The sequence below is a fragment of the Modestobacter italicus genome, from assembly GCF_019799965.1.
GTDB classification, from domain to species: domain Bacteria; phylum Actinomycetota; class Actinomycetes; order Mycobacteriales; family Geodermatophilaceae; genus Modestobacter; species Modestobacter italicus_A.
On record NZ_JABGCJ010000006.1, the window covers coordinates 257,947 to 274,765 of the forward strand.

Here is a 16,819-nt window from a genome sequence, read left to right on the forward strand (position 1 = left end):
GTGGGCACGGGGTCGTCCGCGTCAGCTGCAGGCGGCCACCGCGGCCGGCAGCGGGGCCGGCACGCCGACCGCCGGCATGCCGAGGGAGATCCCCTGGGTGGTCGGCCGGGTGCCGGCCTCGCTGGCGTCGCCGGCCTGGGTCCGCCGATGCGACAGCAGCTCGCCGTCGGCGACCAGGAAGTGCGGCTTGCCCTCGGTGACCACGGTCTCGACGACGTCGCCGGGCCGCACGCCGTCCGCGGCGGTGAAGTGCACCAGCCGGCCGTCACGGGCCCGCCCGGACAGCCGGCCGCGGTCGGCGTCCTTGCTGCCCTCACCCGCGGCGACCAGCAGCTCCACACGGTGGCCGACCAGCGCGCGGTTCTCCGCCCAGCTGATCTCGTCCTGCAGCGCGGTCAGCCGCAGGTACCGCTCCTGCACGACCTCCTTGGGCAGCTGCCCCTCCATCTCCGCGGCCGGGGTCCCGGGGCGCTTGGAGTACTGGAAGGTGAAGGCGCTGGAGAAGCGGGCCTGCCGGACGACGTCCAGGGTCTGCTGGAAGTCGGCCTCGGTCTCGCCGGGGAAGCCCACGATGATGTCGGTGGTGATCGCCGCGTCGGGCATGGCGGCCCGCACCCGGTCGATGATGCCGAGGTAGCGGTCCTGCCGGTAGCCGCGGCGCATCCGGCGCAGCACGTCGTCGGAACCGCTCTGCAGCGGCATGTGCAGCTGGTGGCAGACCGCCGGCGTCTCGGCCATCGCGGCGATGACGTCGTCGGTGAACTCCCGCGGGTGCGGGCTGGTGAACCGGATGCGCTCCAGCCCCTCGATCCGGCCGGCGGCGCGCAGCAGGTCGGCGAACGCGCCGCGCTCGCGGAACTCCACGCCGTAGGCGTTCACGTTCTGCCCCAGCAGCGTCACCTCGAGCACGCCCTGGTCGACCAGCGCCTGCACCTCGGCCAGGATCTCGCCGGGACGACGGTCCTTCTCCTTGCCGCGCAGCGCCGGGACGATGCAGAACGTGCAGGTGTTGTTGCAGCCGACGCTGATCGACACCCAGCCGGAGTAGGCGGAGTCCCGCTTGGCCGGCAGCGTGGAGGGGAAGACCTCGAGGGACTCGACGATCTCCACCTGGGCCTCGGCGTTGTGCCGGGCCCGCTCCAGCAGCACCGGCAGCGAGCCGACGTTGTGGGTGCCGAAGACGACGTCGACCCAGGGCGCGCGCTTGACGATCTCGCCGCGGTCCTTCTGCGCCAGGCAGCCGCCGACGGCGATCTGCATACCGGGGTGGGCGTCCTTGACCGGGCGCAGGTGGCCGAGGTTGCCGTAGAGCCGGTTGTCGGCGTTCTCCCGGACGGCGCAGGTGTTGAGCACGACGACGTCGGCGTCGGTGCCCTCGGGAGCTGCCGTGTAGCCGGCCGACTCGAGCAGCCCGGAGAGGCGCTCGGAGTCGTGCACGTTCATCTGACAGCCGTACGTGCGCACGAGGTAGGTCTTGCCGTTCACCACCGCATCGTACGGAGCCGCCGGCGCCGGCCGGTCGCGCGTCAGCGGCGGGGCGCGAGGAACCGGTCGTGCACGAAGGCGGTGGCCTGCAGGGCGACGTACTTGTCCAGCACGTCGACCACCCAGTCCTGCCTGCTCCAGCGGCTGGGGTGGTAGACGCCCAGGGCCATCGCCACCAGGACGTCGGCGGGGTAGCCAAGGGCGAAGACGACGTGCACGGCCCGCTGCCCGCGCAGCCCAGCCCCGGAGGCGAGGGCGTGGCCGGCGCCCCACACCGTGCCGAAGCCGAAGTGCGCGACCCAGTTCAACCGGCTTCGCGCCGCCGGGGTCGAGGGGTGCACCGGCAGGAGCGCCTCGGCGATCTCCGCCGGCGCCAGGCTGTCCGGGCGCCTGGTGATCGGCTGCTCCACCAGCCGCTGGAAGGCGGTCATCACGGCGGTGCCGGCGAGCCCGGCGCCCACGCCGCGGGCGAGGGTGGCCAGGACGGTGGGGGTGCGCATGCGTCCTCCGGTACCCGCGGGAGCGCCTGCGACGCCCGCAGATCGTGACCTGCCCGACACCGAGGCAGGGAACTCACGGCCAGGCCAACGCTTCGTTACAGCTTCGTGATGGCCCGGCGACGTCCCGGCTGGTGAGCGCCGCCTAGGGTCACCCGCTGTGACCGAACGTCCGACCGGAGAGCCTCTCGTCCGCCTGACCGGCGTCAACAAGTGGTTCGGCCAACTGCACGTCCTGCAGGACATCGACCTGACGATCGACCGCGGCGAAGTGGTCGTGGTCATCGGGCCCTCGGGCTCGGGCAAGTCGACGCTGTGCCGCACCATCAACCGCCTGGAGTCGATCGAGAACGGCGAGATCACCATCGACGGCCAGCGCCTGCCCGAGGAGGGCAAGGAGTTGGCCCGGCTGCGCGCCGACGTCGGCATGGTGTTCCAGAGCTTCAACCTCTTCGCGCACAAGACGGTGCTGGAGAACGTCACGCTCGGCCCGATCAAGGTGCGCAAGCAGTCCAAGGCCGACGCCGAGAAGCGGGCCCGTGAGCTGCTCGACCGGGTCGGCGTCGGGCACCAGGCCGACAAGGTGCCGGCCCAGCTGTCCGGTGGCCAGCAGCAGCGCGTGGCGATCGCCCGGGCGCTGGCGATGGACCCGAAGGTGATGCTCTTCGACGAGCCCACCTCGGCACTGGACCCCGAGATGATCAACGAGGTCCTCGACGTGATGACCTCGCTGGCCCGGGACGGCATGACGATGATCGTCGTCACCCACGAGATGGGCTTCGCCCGCCGGGCGGCCAACCGGGTGGTGTTCATGGACGGCGGCCGGATCGTCGAGTCCGCGACGCCCGAGGAGTTCTTCACCAACCCGACCTCGGACCGGGCCAAGGACTTCCTCTCCAAGATCCTGAACCACTGATCGTCCGTACACCCACGAGAGGACCCACCATGCGCATCACCCGCTACGCCGCCGCCCTCGCGGCCGCCGGCGTCGTCCTCGCCGGCTGCTCCAGCGACGCCGGTGAGACGGCCGACGACGCCGCGGACAACACCGCTGCCGTCGCCACCGACGTCGAGTTCGAGCCCGGCAGCACCATGGCCGAGATCGTGGAGGCCGGAGAGCTGCGCGTCGGCACCAAGATCGACCAGCCCGGCTTCGGCCTGGCCAACACCGCCGGCGACCCCGAGGGCTTCGACGTGGAGATGGCCAAGCTCATCGCCGCGAAGATGGGCCTGACCGAGGACCAGATCACCTTCACCGAGACGGTGTCGGCCAACCGCGAGCCCTTCCTGCAGAACGACCAGGTCGACATGGTCGCGGCGACGTACACCATCAACGACGCCCGCAAGCAGGTCATCGACTTCGCCGGGCCGTACTACGTGGCCGGGCAGGACATCATGGTGGCCGCCGGCAACCCCGAGGGCATCGAGGGCCCGGAGGACCTGGCCGGCAAGACGGTCTGCTCGGTCGAAGGCTCGACCCCCGCGGAGACGATCCGCTCGGAGTACCCGGAGGCCGAGCTGGTCCTCTACGACGTCTACTCCAAGTGCGCCGACGACCTGCGCAACGGCAACGTGACCGCCGTGACGACCGACAACGTCATCCTCACCAGCTTCGTCGCCGGTGACCCGGAGAGCTTCGAGCTCGTCGGCAACCCCTTCACCGAGGAGCCCTACGGCATCGGTGTGCAGAAGGGCGCCGACGACTTCCGCGACTTCATCAACGACGTGCTCGAGGAGTCCTTCGAGGACGGCACCTGGGCCGAGGCCTGGGACCGCACCGCCGGTGCCATCACCGACACCGAGGCCCCCGAGCCGCCCACCGTCGACCGCTACTGATCGACCGCTCGACACCGCTGGCGCCCCGGACGACCGGGGCGCCAGCGGTGCGCTCTGACACCATCTGAACGAGAGGAGGCTCGATGTCCTTCCTGGCCGACAACTTCCCGCTGCTCCGGGACGCCTTCCTGACCACGCTCAGCCTCGCCGTCCTCAGCGGGCTGGTCGCGCTGGTGCTGGGCACCGTCCTCGCGGCCATGCGGGTCAGCCCGATCGCCGCACTCCGCGGGCTGGCGACCTTCTACGTCGAGACCTTCCGCAACACGCCGCTCACGGTGGTGTTCTTCTTCCTCGCGTTCGGCATCGTCTACATCGACCTGCAGTTCCCGAGTCGCTTCATCACCGCCGTCGCCGCCCTGTCGCTGTACACGGCGGCGTTCGTCTGCGAGGCCGTGCGGTCGGGCATCAACGCGGTGCCGCCGGGCCAGGCCGAGGCCGCCCGGGCCATCGGGCTGGACTTCCGCCAGAGCCTGTCCACGGTCGTGCTCCCGCAGGCCTTCCGCACCGTGGTCCCGCCGCTGGGCAGCGTGTGGATCGCCCTGGCCAAGAACACCTCGATCGCCGCGGGCTTCGCGGTCACGGACCTGACCGCCGTGCTCCAGCGGCTGGCCAACGCCAACGCCGACCAGCTGGCCATGGTCTTCATCGCCGTCGTGGCGGCCTATCTGCTGATCACCCTCACGTCGGCGTGGCTGATCGGCATCCTCGAGCGCCGGCTGGCGATCGTCCGATGAGCGACTCCCGAGTCCTGTTCGACCTGCCCGGTCCGCGGGCCCGACGCCGGCAGCGGCTGGGCAGTCTGCTGGGCGCCCTGCTGGTGCTGGTGCTGATCGGCCTGGCCCTCTGGCGGCTGGGCATCAACGGGCAGCTGGAGCCCGAGCGGTGGGCCATCCTGTTCGACCCGGCGACCAACGTCCCGCAGCGGCTGCTGGAGGCGCTGGGCAACACCCTCGAAGTGGCCGCCGTCGGCATGGTCGCGGCGACCGCGCTGGGGGCGCTGCTGGCCGTCGGCCGGCTCTCCGAGCACGCCTGGGTGCGCGTCCCCGTGGTCACGGTCATCGAGTTCTTCCGCGCCGTGCCGCTGCTGGTGCTGATCCTGTTCTGCTTCCTCTTCCTGCCACAGGTGGGGGTGTCGCTGAGTGCGTTCGGCGCCCTGGCGCTCGGGCTGACCCTCTACAACATGGCGGTGCTCGCCGAGATCTTCCGGGCCGGCATCCTGTCGATCGACCGCGGGCAGAGCGAGGCGGCCTACGGCCTGGGCCTGCGCAAGTGGCAGGTGATGACCTTCATCCTGGTGCCGCAGGCGGTCCGCCGCATGCTGCCGGTGCTCATCGCCCAGCTCGTGGTGCTGCTCAAGGACAGCTCGCTCGGCTTCATCGTGGGCTACCTGGAGCTGCTGCGGACCTCCCGGAGCCTGGTCGAGACGCTGAACTTCAGCTTCGGGCCGCGCTACACCTTCCAGCTCTACGTGGCGGCCGGTCTGATCTACATCGTCGTGAACGTGCTGCTGTCGCAGCTGGCCAAGTTCGTCGAGTCGCGCACCCGCCGCAGCCCCAGGACCACGGGCACCGCCGACGCGGTGCCCACCGGCGCGGCCTCGGCCTCGGCCCTGGGCCCGGCCATCAGTGCAGGCCCGGCCAGCGCGGTGGTGCTCAGCCCGGGGCGACCCGGCGAGGAGAGCTGACCGGCACCAGCACACGGAGCGCAGGGCAGCCACCGGCAGGTGGCTGCCCTGCCGCGTTCCCGGGGCCCGCTGCCGCCGGACGTGGCCACCCTCGGGCTCCTGGCCGCGGGCGCATCGCCGAGCCCGTGGGAGGCACCGACCGCGAGCGCACCCGGAGGGTGTTGCGACCCGCGCCGTCCGGCGTGGCGCCTGAGGTCCCATCGCCCTCCACTGCCCCACCTGGCGCTCCTCCCCCGGCCGGCTGGCCGACTGCCCGAGTCCGCGGTCCGAGTTGGCACATTCAGCCGATGACGATGGCGTGCCAGCCTGCCGAGAGTGGAGGTGTGACCTCGACTGCCGCCGCGCCGCGCCACATGCACCGCGACCTCGACGACGACAACGACCTGGAGACGACCACCCAGATCTTCGTCGGCAAGCTGCGGGCCAGTGCCCGGCGCTTCGCCTCCGCCGCCGGTGCCGAGTCGGCCATCGTGCGCGAGGCCGTGCCGCCGGCCCGCCACCGCCGGGCCCGGTGCCGCGTCGTGCTGCTCTACCCCGCCGGCCGCGAGGCCGACGTGACCTTCCTCGGCCCGGCCAGCGCCATCGCGGGCAAGGAGATCACCATGTCGCAGTTCGACACCGCCATCGAGCTGTGGCTGCGCGCCGGCCAGGAGCGCAGCCGCCGGTGGCTGTCGCCGGACGAGGAGGCCGCGGACGGCGTGGCCATCGACATCACCGCTTGGCTCAACCGCTGACCAGCCATCCTGGCCGCTGAGCCTGTCGTCGCCGATCGTCCGCCGGGGCGATGGACGACGGGCTCAGGGCAAGGATCCCGGACACCCTTGATCTCCTGCCCGGGCGCAGCGGCCGCGCTCGGGCGACCGAGGCACCGAACGCAGTCAGCCGATGCGACGTCCGTCGCATCGGCTGACTGCGTTCCTGGGGTCGGCAGACCGCCCAGGTCAGGGCAGGTCGTCGGCGGGCAGAGCACCTGGAGGTGGCCGCAGCCGGCCGACCGGCCGGGCGAGCCCCTCCCCCACCTCTGCGGCCGGGTCCAGTCCGCCGGCGGGGGCGGCTGCGCCGGCGCGTGCCGCAGCCCGCGCGGCAGAACGCTCGCGGGACCAGGGCACCGGGGAGGGCGCGTCCGGGTCGTCGTCGGCGAGCGGCTCGTCGACCTCTTCCTCCGCCGCGGAGGCTGCCGTGGCGCCCCGCCGCCAGGAGCTGCCGCGACCGCCGTTGCGCGAACTCCCGAACGAGGAGTTGCCGAACGAGGACCGGCGGGCAGCAGGCGCCTCGTCGGTCGAGTGGCCCACGGAACTGGCATCGTCCGCGGCAGCGGCCGGTGCGTCGTCCGCGGCGTCCTCGGCCCTGAGCTCCTCGGCCAGGGCGTCGAGCGCCTCGCGGACGACGTAGCCGGCCAGTCCGCCGCCGTAGCCCTTGCGGGCGAGCATGCCGATCAGGCGGCGCTCGGCGGTGACCCGGTCGAGGCGGCGCATCGCCGTCATCTTCCGCGCCACCAGCGCCCGGGCAGAGTCCCACTCGTCCTGCGGGTCGACCTCGGCCACCGCGGCGGCCGCCACCTCGTCGTCGACGCCCTTGGCCCGCAGCTCTGCGGTCAGCGCCCGGCGGGCCAGCCCCCGACCGGACTGCCGGGAGGTGACCCACGCGGCGGCGAACGCCGCGTCGTCGATCAGACCGACCTCGGTGAACCGGTCGAGCACCGCGGCCGCGGCGTCGGCCGGCACCTCCTTCTTGGCCAGCAGGTCGGCCAGCTGCTTACGGGTCTTCGCGGCGCCGGTGAGCGCCCGCAGGCAGATGCCGCGGGCAACGGCCTCCGGGTCCTCCATCTCGGCGGGGCCATCGGCGTCGTCGCCGGCCGTGGAGCTGCGGCTCCACTGCGGCCCGGAGCTGCGCTTGCCACGGCCCCGGGAGCCGCCCGTCGACCCGTCGTCCGGCCCGCCCGATCGGGCTGCCGCGTCCGGGCGACCGGTACGGCGCCGGCCGGACCGGCGGCCTGCGCCGCCGGTCCGGCCGGCGTCGTCTCCGAAGCCGCCGCCCTGGCTCTCGCCGAAGAGCGTGTCGGACACCGGGACGATCAGAAGTCGGCGGGGGCAGCCGCGGCCTCGGCCGGCGCGGTGACCCCGATGCCGAGCTTCTCCTTGATCTTCTTCTCGATCTCGTCGGCCAGGTCGGGGTTGTCCCGCAGGAAGCCGCGGGCGTTCTCCTTGCCCTGGCCCAGCTGGTCGCCCTCGTAGGTGTACCAAGCGCCGGACTTGCGCACGAAGCCCTGTTCCACGCCCATGTCGATCAGGCCGCCCTCACGGCTGAAGCCCTGGCCCCAGATGAGGTCGAGCTCGGCCTGCTTGAACGGGGCGGCGACCTTGTTCTTCACGACCTTGACCCGGACCCGGCTGCCGACGGCGTCGGTGCCCTGCTTGAGGGTCTCGATCCGGCGCACGTCCAGGCGCACCGAGGAGTAGAACTTCAGCGCGCGGCCACCGGTGGTGACCTCCGGGGAGCCGTAGACGACGCCGACCTTCTCGCGCAGCTGGTTGATGAAGATCGCGGTGGTGCCGGAGTTGTTCAGCGCACCGGTGATCTTCCGCAGCGCCTGGCTCATCAGCCGGGCCTGCAGGCCCACGTGGCTGTCACCCATCTCGCCCTCGATCTCGGCGCGGGGCACCAGGGCGGCGACCGAGTCGATGACGATGACGTCGAGTGCACCGGAGCGGATCAGCATGTCGGCGATCTCCAGTGCCTGCTCACCGGTGTCGGGCTGGCTGACCAGCAGCGCGTCGGTGTCGACACCGATCGCCCGGGCGTACTCGGGGTCGAGCGCGTGCTCGGCGTCGATGAAGGCGGCGATGCCACCGGCGGCCTGGGCGTTGGCCACCGCGTGCAGGGCGACCGTCGTCTTGCCGGAGGCCTCGGGGCCGTAGACCTCGATGACCCGGCCGCGGGGCAGGCCGCCGATGCCGAGGGCGATGTCGAGGGCGACGGACCCGGTCGGGATGACCTTCATGGCCACCTCCGGCGAGTCGCCCAGTCGCATGACCGAGCCCTTGCCGAACTGCTTGTCGATCTGGGCGAGGGCCATGTCGAGGGCCTTGTCGCGGTCGAGCGTTGCCATGGTGGCCACCTTCGGATGTCGCTGTAGCGGGTCGTCGCCGACGCTAGGGCGGGGGTCTGACAGTTTCCGCGGGCCGGGCTCGTCTGTGGACGGGGACCGGACCTGTGGACGCCACGGTATGCCGAACACCTGTTCGATTCCAGTGACACGCCGACATCGGCGCGTCCCGGGTGGCGCGAGGGGTCAGCGGGCGGAGCGGGCCTCGTCGGCGGCCGCCCGGGCGGCCCGCACGGCCGGCATCCGGGTCTCGACGAACTCGATCAGGCCGAGCAGGTGCGGGACGAGCTCGGCACCGGCGTCGGTGAGCCGGTACTCCACGTGCGGCGGGATCGCCGACCGCACCTCGCGGTGCACCCAGCCGTCCCGCTCGAGCGTCTGCAGGCTCTGGGCCAGCATCTTCTCGCTGACCCCCTCGATCCGGCGGCGCAGCTCGCCGAACCGGTGCGGGGACTCCGCCAGGGCCGACAGCGCCAGCAGCGACCACTTCCCGGTCACGTGCTCCAGCGCCTCGCGCGAGGTGCAGGCACGGCTGAAGACGTCGGCCACCAGCTCCTCGACCGCCTGCTCCACCACACCTCCCTCTGCCAGGACGACAGCCAGCGTACCGTCCAGCCCGACCGTACTAACGATTCGTTAGTGCACGCCTGACAGCTAGCACTCGGAGGAGCCACCTTGATCACCGTCACCGGAGCCACCGGCCACCTCGGCCGTCTCGTCGTCACCGGACTGCTGGACGCCGGCGTGCCGGCCGAGCAGGTCGTCGCCGTGGTCCGCAGCCCGGAGAAGGCCGCCGACCTCGCCGACCGCGGCGTCCAGGTCCGTCAGGCCGACTACAGCGACCCCGCCGCGCTGCAGACCGCCCTGCAGGGCACCGACCGGCTGATGCTGGTCTCCGGCAGCGAGGTCGGTCAGCGGGTCGCCCAGCACGGCAACGTCCTGCAGGCCGCGACGGCCGCCGGCGTCGGACTGGTCGTCTACACCAGCGCGTCGAAGGCCGACGACACCTCGCTCCCGCTCGCGCCCGAGCACATCGCCACCGAGCGGCTGATCGCCGACTCCGGCATCCCGGCGGTGGTGCTGCGCAACAACTGGTACCTGGAGAACTACGACGACCAGATCCGGACGGCGGCCGAGACCGGCGAGGTCGTCGGCAGCTCGGGCAGTGGCCGCATCGCCGCGGCCACCCGTGCCGACTACGCGGCCGGGGCGGTCGCCGTCCTCGTCGCCGACACCCCGGAGCCGGGCGTCCTGGAGGTCGGTGGCGACGAGGCCTTCACCCTGGCCGAGCTGGCCGCCACCGTGGCCGCCGAGTCCGGCCGGGAGGTCGCCCACCGCGACCTGTCGGCGGCCGAGCACCTCGAGTTCCTGATCGGGCTCGGGCTGCCGCAGCAGACCGCCGAGTTCGTCGTGGGCCTGGACCAGTCGATCGCCCAGGGCGCACTGGACACCGGCAGCACCGCCCTGTCCACGCTCATCGGCCGGCCGACCACCACGCTGGCGCAGTACGTGCGCACCGTGCTCGGCCGCTGAGCACCGCGCCGTCCCGCCGGAGGAGCTCAGCGCTCCTTCGGCGGGACGTCGTACTCCTTGCAGATCTCCAGCCAGACCCGGCGCACCGGGACGCCGGCGTCGATCGCCTCGAGGGCGGTCAGGCCGCCCAGCTGACCGAAGACGTGGTCACGGGCCACGCTCTGCGACCGGATCGACCCGAACTGCCCTTCCATCCGGGCCCAGAACTCCTGCAGACGCACGCCGACGACCGTACCCACCGCCGTCCACCCCGCGGCACGCCCGGCGGACCTAGGCTGGCCGCATGATCCCCAGCACCGGCTCGGCCACCTGGGACACCGTCGGGCAGATCGCCATCGCGCTGATGCTGGCGACCTCACTGGTGCTGATGGTCCGCCACTACCGCAACCGGCGCTGAACCCCGCGCCCCCAGACCAGCGCCAGCGGGACGACGAGCGCGGCCGAGACCGCGGCCACCAGCCCGAATCCGCCGAGCGCCAGCAGCGGTCCGCCGACCGCGCCGGCGACCGCCGCCCCCAGGCCCATCAGCAGGTCGGTGGCGCCCTGCGCGGTCGGCCGCAGGTCGGCGTCCACCGACTCGGTGACCATCGTGGAGCCGGCCACCAGCCCGCACGACCAGCCCAGGCCCAGCAGGAAGAGCCCGATGCCGAGCTGGACGGCGGCCCCGGCGGGCGCGGTGCCGGCGACCAGGGCGGCCAGCAGCAACAGCAGCCCGCCCAGGGCGACGGTCGCCGCCCGGCCGGCCCGGTCGGCGAGCCAGCCGACCACCGGCGAGAACAGGTACATGCCGGCGACGTGCACGCTGATGACCAGGCCGATCACCCGCAGCGTCGTCCCGTCGGCGGCGGCGTGGCCCGCGCCCATGTGCACCGGCGTCATGACCATCAGCCCGACCATCACCGCGTGCGAGACGACCACCGCGGTCAGCCCGAGGCGGCCGCCGGGGGTCGCCCAGACCGCTCGCAGCGCCGCGCCGGAGCCGGTTCGCGGCGGCGGGCCGGCCGGTCCGGTCGTCGTCGCCAGCCGGCGGGCCAGCAGCAACGGGTCCGGCCGCAGCAGGAGCAGCGCGCCGAGGACGACGACGGCGAACACCGCGATGGAGAGCACGAACGCCCCGCCCAGCGCCGGCAGCCCGAGCGCCCGGCCCAGCTCGTCACCCGGCCCGGCGAGGTTGGGCCCGAGCACCGAGCCGATCGTGGTCGCCCACACCACCAGTGACAGCGCCCGGCCGCGGTGCTCGGGCTCGGCCAGGTCGGCCGCCGCGTAGCGGGCCTGCAGTCCACTGCTGGTCGCGGCACCGAAGAGGAACAGGCCGACGAGCAGCAGCGTCAGCGACGAGAGCGCGGCCGCGGCGACGACCAGCAGCGCGCCGAGGACGGCCACGCCGTAGCCGAGCGCCAGGCCGGCCCGACGGCCGTGCCGGTCGCTGACCCGGGCCAGCGGCACCGCGACGAGGGCGGCACCCAGCACGCTGGCGGTCTGACCCAGCCCGGCGGCCGCGTCACCGCCGGCCACCTCGCGAGCCAGCAGGCCGCCCACGGTGATGCCGATCGTCACGCCCAGACCGCCCAGGGCCACTCCGGCGGAGAGCACCGCCACCGTCCGCCGCTGCACCGCGGCACGGTCGGCGGTCACCAGCGGGGTCCCGGTCACGGCGCGAGTCTGCCGGACGCCCGGTCGCGCCGGCAGTCGGCGGACCGGGTCACCGACCCACGGCCGACCCGCCGGCGCCCGGGCACCGGCGGGTCAGCGGGTGGTCAGCGGATGCGGACCGAGTCGGTCAGCCGGACGTCGTCCGACGCGGTGCCGACCAGCACCGGACGAATGCCGGCGGCGGGCTCCCACCGGTCCTTGCGGGCGTTCCAGACCGAGAGCTGACGTTCGTCGACCTGGATCGTCACCCGCTGCCGCTCCCCCGGTTCCAGGGTGACCCGGTCGAAGCCGGCGAGCTGGACGGCCGGTGTGCCCGCCGCCGAGCCCTGCCCCAGGTAGACCTGGGGCACCTCGGTGCCGGTCACGTCGCCGGTGTTGGTGAGCACGAACGACACCTCCATCCCGTCCCGACCGGTGCGGGTGCGCAGCCGCGAGTAGTCGAACGACGTGTACGACAGCCCGTGCCCGAAGGCGAACAGCGGCTCGGTGCCGGTCGCCTGGTACCACCGGTGGCCGACGTTCGTGCCCTCGGTGTAGGTCTGCTCGTCGGGCACGCCATCCCCGTCGGTGTCGGTGCCGGGGTAGTTGGCCGGGTCGCTGACCGGGGTCCGGGCCGGGTCGGCCGGATAGGTCTGCGGCAGCTTGCCGGCCGGGTTGGCGGCGCCGGTGAGCAGGTCGACGGTGGCCTCGGCGCCCTCCTGGCCGGGGTACCACATCTGCAGCACGGCGGAGACGTCCGCGAGCCAGGGCATCAGCACCGGGTCGCCGGTGTTGAGCACGACCACCGTGCGGGGGTTGGCCGCCGCGACCGCGGCGATCACCTCGTCCTGGAAGCCGGGCAGTGCCAGCGACGCCCGGTCCTCGCCCTCGGTGCCCTCGTTGTAGCCGAAGACGACGGCGGTGTGCGCGCCCCGAGCGGCCGCCACGGCCTCATCGATCCGCTGCTGCCTCAGCTGCGGGGTCGTCCAGTGCAGCCGCAGCTGGACCGGCGCCGCCGCCGTCCCGGTGCCGCTGACCGTGAAGGCGACCTGCTCACCGGCCGCGAGGTCGACGGTCCAGCTGTCGTTGAGGTAGCCGTCGGAGGTGGGGATCAGGCTGCCACCGAGGGCGCCGAACCGGTTCTGGGTGGACGCCACCTGCTCCTCCCCGACGGTGACCTGGGCGCCGGGCCCGGTGGTCTGCAGGTGGAACGTGTAGGTGCCGGCCTCGGGTGCGGTGACGGTGACCGCCTCGCTGAACTCCCCGGTCAACGCCGCGTCGCCGGTCCGGTCCAGCGGGGTGCCGCCGCCCAGCGCGGAGCCGGGCACCAGCTCGCCCTCCAGGTCCTCACCGGTCGCCCAGGTCACCTCGGCACCGGCGGCCGCGAGCACGTCGACGGTGCTTTCGACCGCACCGGCGTCGGGGTTCACCCGGGCGCTGCCGCCGCCGCCGATCAGCGGGGTGGCCGCCGTGGGGCCGACCACCGCCAGGCTGCCCAGCGCGTCCTCGGACAGCGGGAGCGTGCCCTGCTCGTTGCGCAGCAGCACCGCGCCCTCGGTGGCCACCTGCCGGGCCACCGCGGCGTTCTCCTCGACCGCCCGCTCGGGGTCGTCGGTCGCCCCGTCGAGCAGCCCGACCTGGTCCATCGCGGTCAGCACGCCGGTGACCGCGCGGTCCAGGGCGGCCCGCACCGGACGGGAGAGGTCCCGCTCGGTCACCCGCCCGTCGCCGTCCACGTCCTGGGCGAGCTCGGGGAAGGCCGCCGGCCGGGGCATCTCGACGTCCAGCCCGGCCACGAGCGCGTCGGGTCCGTGGATGGCGAACCAGTCGGTCATGACGAACCCGTCGAAGCCCCACTGCTCGCGCAGCACCTCGGTGAGCAGCTCGGCGTTCTCGCAGGCCTGCACGGAGTCGACCTGGTTGTAGGCGCACATCACCGCGCCGATGCCGGCGTCCACGACGGCCTCGAAGCCGGCGAGCTCGGTCTCGTGCAGCGTCTTCTCGTCGACGTGCACGTCGATGCCGGCGCGGCCGAGCTCCTGGTTGTTGGCCGCGTAGTGCTTGGCGGTGGCGATCACGCCGTGGTCCTGGATCCCGGCGACCTGCGGCGCGGCCAGCGAGGCGGTCAGCAGCGGGTCCTCGCTGAGCGTCTCGAAGTTGCGGCCGGCGTAGGGGGTGCGGACCAGGTTCATCATCGGCCCGAGCAGCACCTCCATGCCCAGCGCGTCGGCCTCCTGACCGAGCACCCCGCCGTAGGCGGCGGCCAGGTCCGGGGAGAACGTGGCCCCGAGGGCCACCGGCGCGGGCAGCGCCGTCGCCGGCTCCGCCGCCCGGACACCGGAGGGCCCGTCGGCCATGTCGAGGGTGGGGATGCCGAGCCGGGGCACCCCGGCCAGGGCTCCGGCGGCGCCGTTGCTGCCCGTCGTCCCGCCGAGCAGGCCGAACTTCTCCGGCACGGTGAGCTGAGCGACGAGTGCGGCGATCCGCCGGCTGTCCGGGTCGTGGTGCCCGTGCCCCTGGCCGTGCCCGTGGCCGGGGCCGTTGCCGTGCGGACCGGCGAGCGCCGGGGCGGCCCCGCCGGTGACCACCACGGCCGCGGCGGCGAGGGCGACGCCGGCGCGCAGGCGTCGAGTGCGGTGCGGTCTCATGAGCGACTCCTGTGTCGCGCCCAGGGCGACCCCGATGTCCCCCGGACCTGGAGGGCACCCAACCCGGCGCTCAGCGGGCGCACAACCACGGTTCCGGTGAGCGGGAGCGTCAGAGCCCCATGGACCGGCCGATGATCTCCTTCATGATCTCGTTCGTCCCGCCGTAGATGGACTGCACGCGCGAGTCACGCCAGGCCTTGGACACCCGGTACTCGCTCATGTAGCCGTAGCCGCCGTGCAGCTGCAGGCACCGGTCGGCCACCTTGTGCTGCAGCTCGGTCGTCCACCACTTGGCCATCGCCGCGTCGGTGGCCGTGAGGTCGCCGGTGCCCAGCTGGCGCACGCACTCGTCGACGAACGTGCGGGCGACGGTCACCTCGGTCTGCAGCTCGGCGAGGACGAACCGGGAGTGCTGGAAGGAGCCGATCGGCCGGCCGAACGCCGTCCGGCTGGTCACGTACTCGACGGTGAGCGCCAGCACCGTCTCGGCCGAGGCGACCGCGGAGACGGCGATGTGCAGCCGCTCCTGCGGCAGGTTCTCCATCAGGTGCGCGAAGCCGCGGCCCTCGGTGCCGAGCAGGTTGGCTGCAGGCACCCGGACGTCGTCGAAGAAGAGCTCGGCGGTGTCCTGGGCCTTGAGCCCGACCTTCTCCAGGTTCCGGCCCCGGGAGAAGCCGGGCATGCCGCGCTCGACCACCAGCAGGCTCAGCCCGCGGGAGGCCGGGACGTCGACGTCGGTGCGGGCCACGACGACCACCAGGTCGGCGTTGATGCCGTTGGTGATGAAGGTCTTGGACCCCGACAGCACCCAGTCGTCGCCGTCCCGGCGGGCGGTGGTCTGGATGCCCTGCAGGTCGCTGCCGGCCCCCGGCTCGGTCATCGCGATCGCGGTGATCAGCTCCCCGGCGCAGAAGCCCGGCAGCCAACGTTGCTGCTGGTCATGGGTGGCCAGGTCACGCAGGTAGGGGCCGACCACGTCGTTGTGCAGCCCGAACCCGACGCCGCTGGCGCCGATCCAGGTGAGCTCCTCGCTCAGCACGCAGGACCAGCGGAAGTCGCGCAGGCCACCGCCGCCGTGCCGCTCGGGCATCTCGATGCCCAGCAGGCCCTGCGCGCCGGCCGCCGTCCAGAGCTCCCGGGGCACGATGCCGGCGCGCTCCCAGTCGTCGTGGAACGGCGCGACCTCCGCGTCCAGGAAGGCGCGCACGCTCTGCCGGAAGTCCTCGTGCTCGGCCTCGTACCGGGTGTGGCGCATGCCACGGAGTCTGGCGCAGGGGTACGACGGTCCGACAGCCCCGCGGGGTCAGCTCGCGCGTGGCACCGGCCGGCACTCGTAGGCGGGCTTGATCTCGGCGTTGAGGTGCCGGCCGATGCTGTCGGCCTCCAGCAGGGCGAGCGCGGCCTCCGGTGGGACGTCGAGGTAGTGGTAGACCCCGCCGCCGACGAACCCGACCTCCAGCACCTGTTCCTCGAGGTCGTAGCCGACCCACCGCACGCTCGAGGACTCGACTCCGGCTCGCTGCACGGCACCCACCCGGATGACAACGCCGTAACTACTTCGGTGTCATCCCATGCTCCCCTCGACGAATCGACTTGTCGACCGGTCGACGTGGCGGGCAGCCTGCCGGGGTGCCGACGTTCGAGGAGCTGGTCGCCGAGGGAGCGGCCGTGCCGACCGACGGCTGGGACTTCTCCTGGTTCGCCGGCCGGGCCACCGAGGAGCGCCCGTCCTGGGGCTACGTCGCCCGGCTCACCGCCGCGCTGTCCGCCGCGTCGTCGGCGCTGGACCTGCAGACCGGCGGTGCCGAGGTGTACGCCGAGGCCCTCGGCCGGGCCGGCCGCCGGCCCGGCCGGGTGCGGGCGACGGAGTCCTGGCCACCGAACCTCGCACTGGCCCGCCGCCGGCTGGCCGCCTGGGACGGCGCGGTGGCCGAGGTGCCCGACGACGCCCCGCTCCCCTTCCCCGACGGGGCCTTCGACCTGGTCAGCAGCCGGCACCCCACGACGCAGCACTGGGGCGAGATCGCCCGGGTGCTCGCCCCCGGCGGCACGTACCTCTGCCAGGGCATCGGCTCGGGCACCCACCGGCTGCTGGCCGAGGCGCTCCTCGGCCCCCGCCCGGAACCGGACGAGCCCACCGCGGACCTGGTCGCGGCGGCTGCCCGGGCGGCCGGTCTGCAGGTCGTGGACCTGCGGTCACAGGCCTGCCGGGTCGAGTTCGGCGACGTCGGCGCGGTGGTGCACTTCCTGCGCAAGGTGGTGTGGACCGTGCCGGACTTCTCGGTCGAGCGGTACCGACACCAGCTGCTCGCCCTGCACCGGCGGATCGAGCGGGACGGCGCCTTCGTCTCCTGGTCGCAGCGGTACCTGCTCCAGGCCCGCCGCCCCGGCTGACCCG

17 protein-coding genes are annotated in these 16,819 nt (G+C 73.3%); 7 read left to right on the top strand and 10 right to left on the bottom strand.

Annotation, left to right across the window (positions count from 1 at the left end):
* Positions 1–21: 21 nt before the first annotated feature.
* Both miaB and HLA93_RS16280 read right to left on the bottom strand, forming a co-directional pair.
* Positions 22–1,485: a tRNA (N6-isopentenyl adenosine(37)-C2)-methylthiotransferase MiaB gene (gene miaB, locus HLA93_RS16275; RefSeq protein WP_439957984.1), complete on the bottom strand. Its 1,464-nt coding sequence runs from the start codon at positions 1,483–1,485 to the stop codon at positions 22–24.
* 41 nt (positions 1,486–1,526) lie between these two features.
* Positions 1,527–1,985, bottom strand: coding sequence for a hypothetical protein (locus tag HLA93_RS16280; RefSeq protein WP_222195460.1), 459 nt, complete (start codon positions 1,983–1,985; stop codon positions 1,527–1,529).
* Positions 1,986–2,142: 157 nt separating this feature from the next.
* On the opposite strand from HLA93_RS16280, the gene HLA93_RS16285 reads away from it, so the two are divergent.
* The 5 genes from HLA93_RS16285 (at position 2,143) to HLA93_RS16305 (ending at position 6,236) form a co-directional block, all read left to right on the top strand.
* Complete coding sequence (locus HLA93_RS16285; RefSeq protein WP_222195461.1) at positions 2,143–2,898, top strand: amino acid ABC transporter ATP-binding protein; 756 nt, start codon at positions 2,143–2,145, stop codon at positions 2,896–2,898.
* 29 nt (positions 2,899–2,927) lie between these two features.
* Positions 2,928–3,818, top strand: a complete 891-nt coding sequence (locus HLA93_RS16290) for a glutamate ABC transporter substrate-binding protein (protein WP_222195462.1) — start codon at positions 2,928–2,930, stop codon at positions 3,816–3,818.
* An 83-nt stretch (positions 3,819–3,901) separates the two neighbouring features.
* Entirely contained in the window at positions 3,902–4,552 is a 651-nt protein-coding gene (locus HLA93_RS16295) for an amino acid ABC transporter permease (protein ID WP_222195463.1), read from the top strand.
* The gene (locus HLA93_RS16300; protein WP_222195464.1) at positions 4,549–5,502 is read left to right on the top strand and encodes an amino acid ABC transporter permease; all 954 of its coding nucleotides are present in this window, start codon (positions 4,549–4,551) and stop codon (positions 5,500–5,502) included. The genes HLA93_RS16295 and HLA93_RS16300 overlap by 4 nt, the downstream gene beginning before the upstream one ends.
* 323 nt (positions 5,503–5,825) lie before the next feature.
* Positions 5,826–6,236, top strand: a complete 411-nt coding sequence (locus HLA93_RS16305) for a hypothetical protein (protein WP_222195465.1) — start codon at positions 5,826–5,828, stop codon at positions 6,234–6,236.
* A gap of 207 nt (positions 6,237–6,443) precedes the next feature.
* On the opposite strand, the gene HLA93_RS16310 is transcribed toward HLA93_RS16305, so the two are convergent.
* From HLA93_RS16310 to HLA93_RS16320, 3 genes are all read right to left on the bottom strand, one after another.
* Positions 6,444–7,568 (bottom strand): regulatory protein RecX, encoded by a 1,125-nt coding sequence (locus HLA93_RS16310; protein ID WP_308128181.1) that lies wholly within the window; start codon positions 7,566–7,568, stop codon positions 6,444–6,446.
* 8 nt (positions 7,569–7,576) lie between these two features.
* The gene (gene recA / locus HLA93_RS16315; protein WP_222195466.1) at positions 7,577–8,611 is read right to left on the bottom strand and encodes a recombinase RecA; all 1,035 of its coding nucleotides are present in this window, start codon (positions 8,609–8,611) and stop codon (positions 7,577–7,579) included.
* A gap of 183 nt (positions 8,612–8,794) precedes the next feature.
* The gene (locus tag HLA93_RS16320; RefSeq protein ID WP_308128182.1) at positions 8,795–9,181 is read right to left on the bottom strand and encodes a winged helix-turn-helix transcriptional regulator; all 387 of its coding nucleotides are present in this window, start codon (positions 9,179–9,181) and stop codon (positions 8,795–8,797) included.
* Between the two features lie 102 nt (positions 9,182–9,283).
* On the opposite strand from HLA93_RS16320, the gene HLA93_RS16325 reads away from it, so the two are divergent.
* Positions 9,284–10,141 carry an NAD(P)H-binding protein gene (locus HLA93_RS16325; RefSeq protein ID WP_222195468.1) on the top strand — a complete coding sequence of 286 codons (858 nt, stop codon included), beginning with the start codon at positions 9,284–9,286 and terminating at the stop codon, positions 10,139–10,141.
* A gap of 26 nt (positions 10,142–10,167) precedes the next feature.
* On the opposite strand, the gene HLA93_RS16330 is transcribed toward HLA93_RS16325, so the two are convergent.
* The 5 genes from HLA93_RS16330 to HLA93_RS16350 all read right to left on the bottom strand — a co-directional run bounded on the left by HLA93_RS16330 (position 10,168) and on the right by HLA93_RS16350 (position 15,946).
* Positions 10,168–10,362, bottom strand: coding sequence for a DUF3046 domain-containing protein (locus HLA93_RS16330; RefSeq protein ID WP_222195469.1), 195 nt, complete (start codon positions 10,360–10,362; stop codon positions 10,168–10,170).
* A gap of 157 nt (positions 10,363–10,519) precedes the next feature.
* Positions 10,520–11,794 (bottom strand): MFS transporter, encoded by a 1,275-nt coding sequence (locus HLA93_RS16335; protein ID WP_222195470.1) that lies wholly within the window; start codon positions 11,792–11,794, stop codon positions 10,520–10,522.
* 104 nt (positions 11,795–11,898) lie between these two features.
* On the bottom strand, positions 11,899–14,421 hold the full coding sequence (locus HLA93_RS16340; protein ID WP_222195471.1) for a beta-glucosidase family protein: 2,523 nt from the start codon (positions 14,419–14,421) through the stop codon (positions 11,899–11,901).
* A 109-nt stretch (positions 14,422–14,530) separates the two neighbouring features.
* Positions 14,531–15,676 carry an acyl-CoA dehydrogenase family protein gene (locus HLA93_RS16345; protein WP_222195472.1) on the bottom strand — a complete coding sequence of 382 codons (1,146 nt, stop codon included), beginning with the start codon at positions 15,674–15,676 and terminating at the stop codon, positions 14,531–14,533.
* A 48-nt stretch (positions 15,677–15,724) separates the two neighbouring features.
* Complete coding sequence (locus HLA93_RS16350) at positions 15,725–15,946, bottom strand: KTSC domain-containing protein (RefSeq protein WP_222195473.1); 222 nt, start codon at positions 15,944–15,946, stop codon at positions 15,725–15,727.
* Between the two features lie 104 nt (positions 15,947–16,050).
* Between HLA93_RS16350 and HLA93_RS16355 the strand changes: the two genes are divergently transcribed.
* Positions 16,051–16,815, top strand: coding sequence for a methyltransferase domain-containing protein (locus HLA93_RS16355; RefSeq protein ID WP_222195474.1), 765 nt, complete (start codon positions 16,051–16,053; stop codon positions 16,813–16,815).
* The last annotated feature ends 4 nt before the right edge of the window (positions 16,816–16,819 follow it).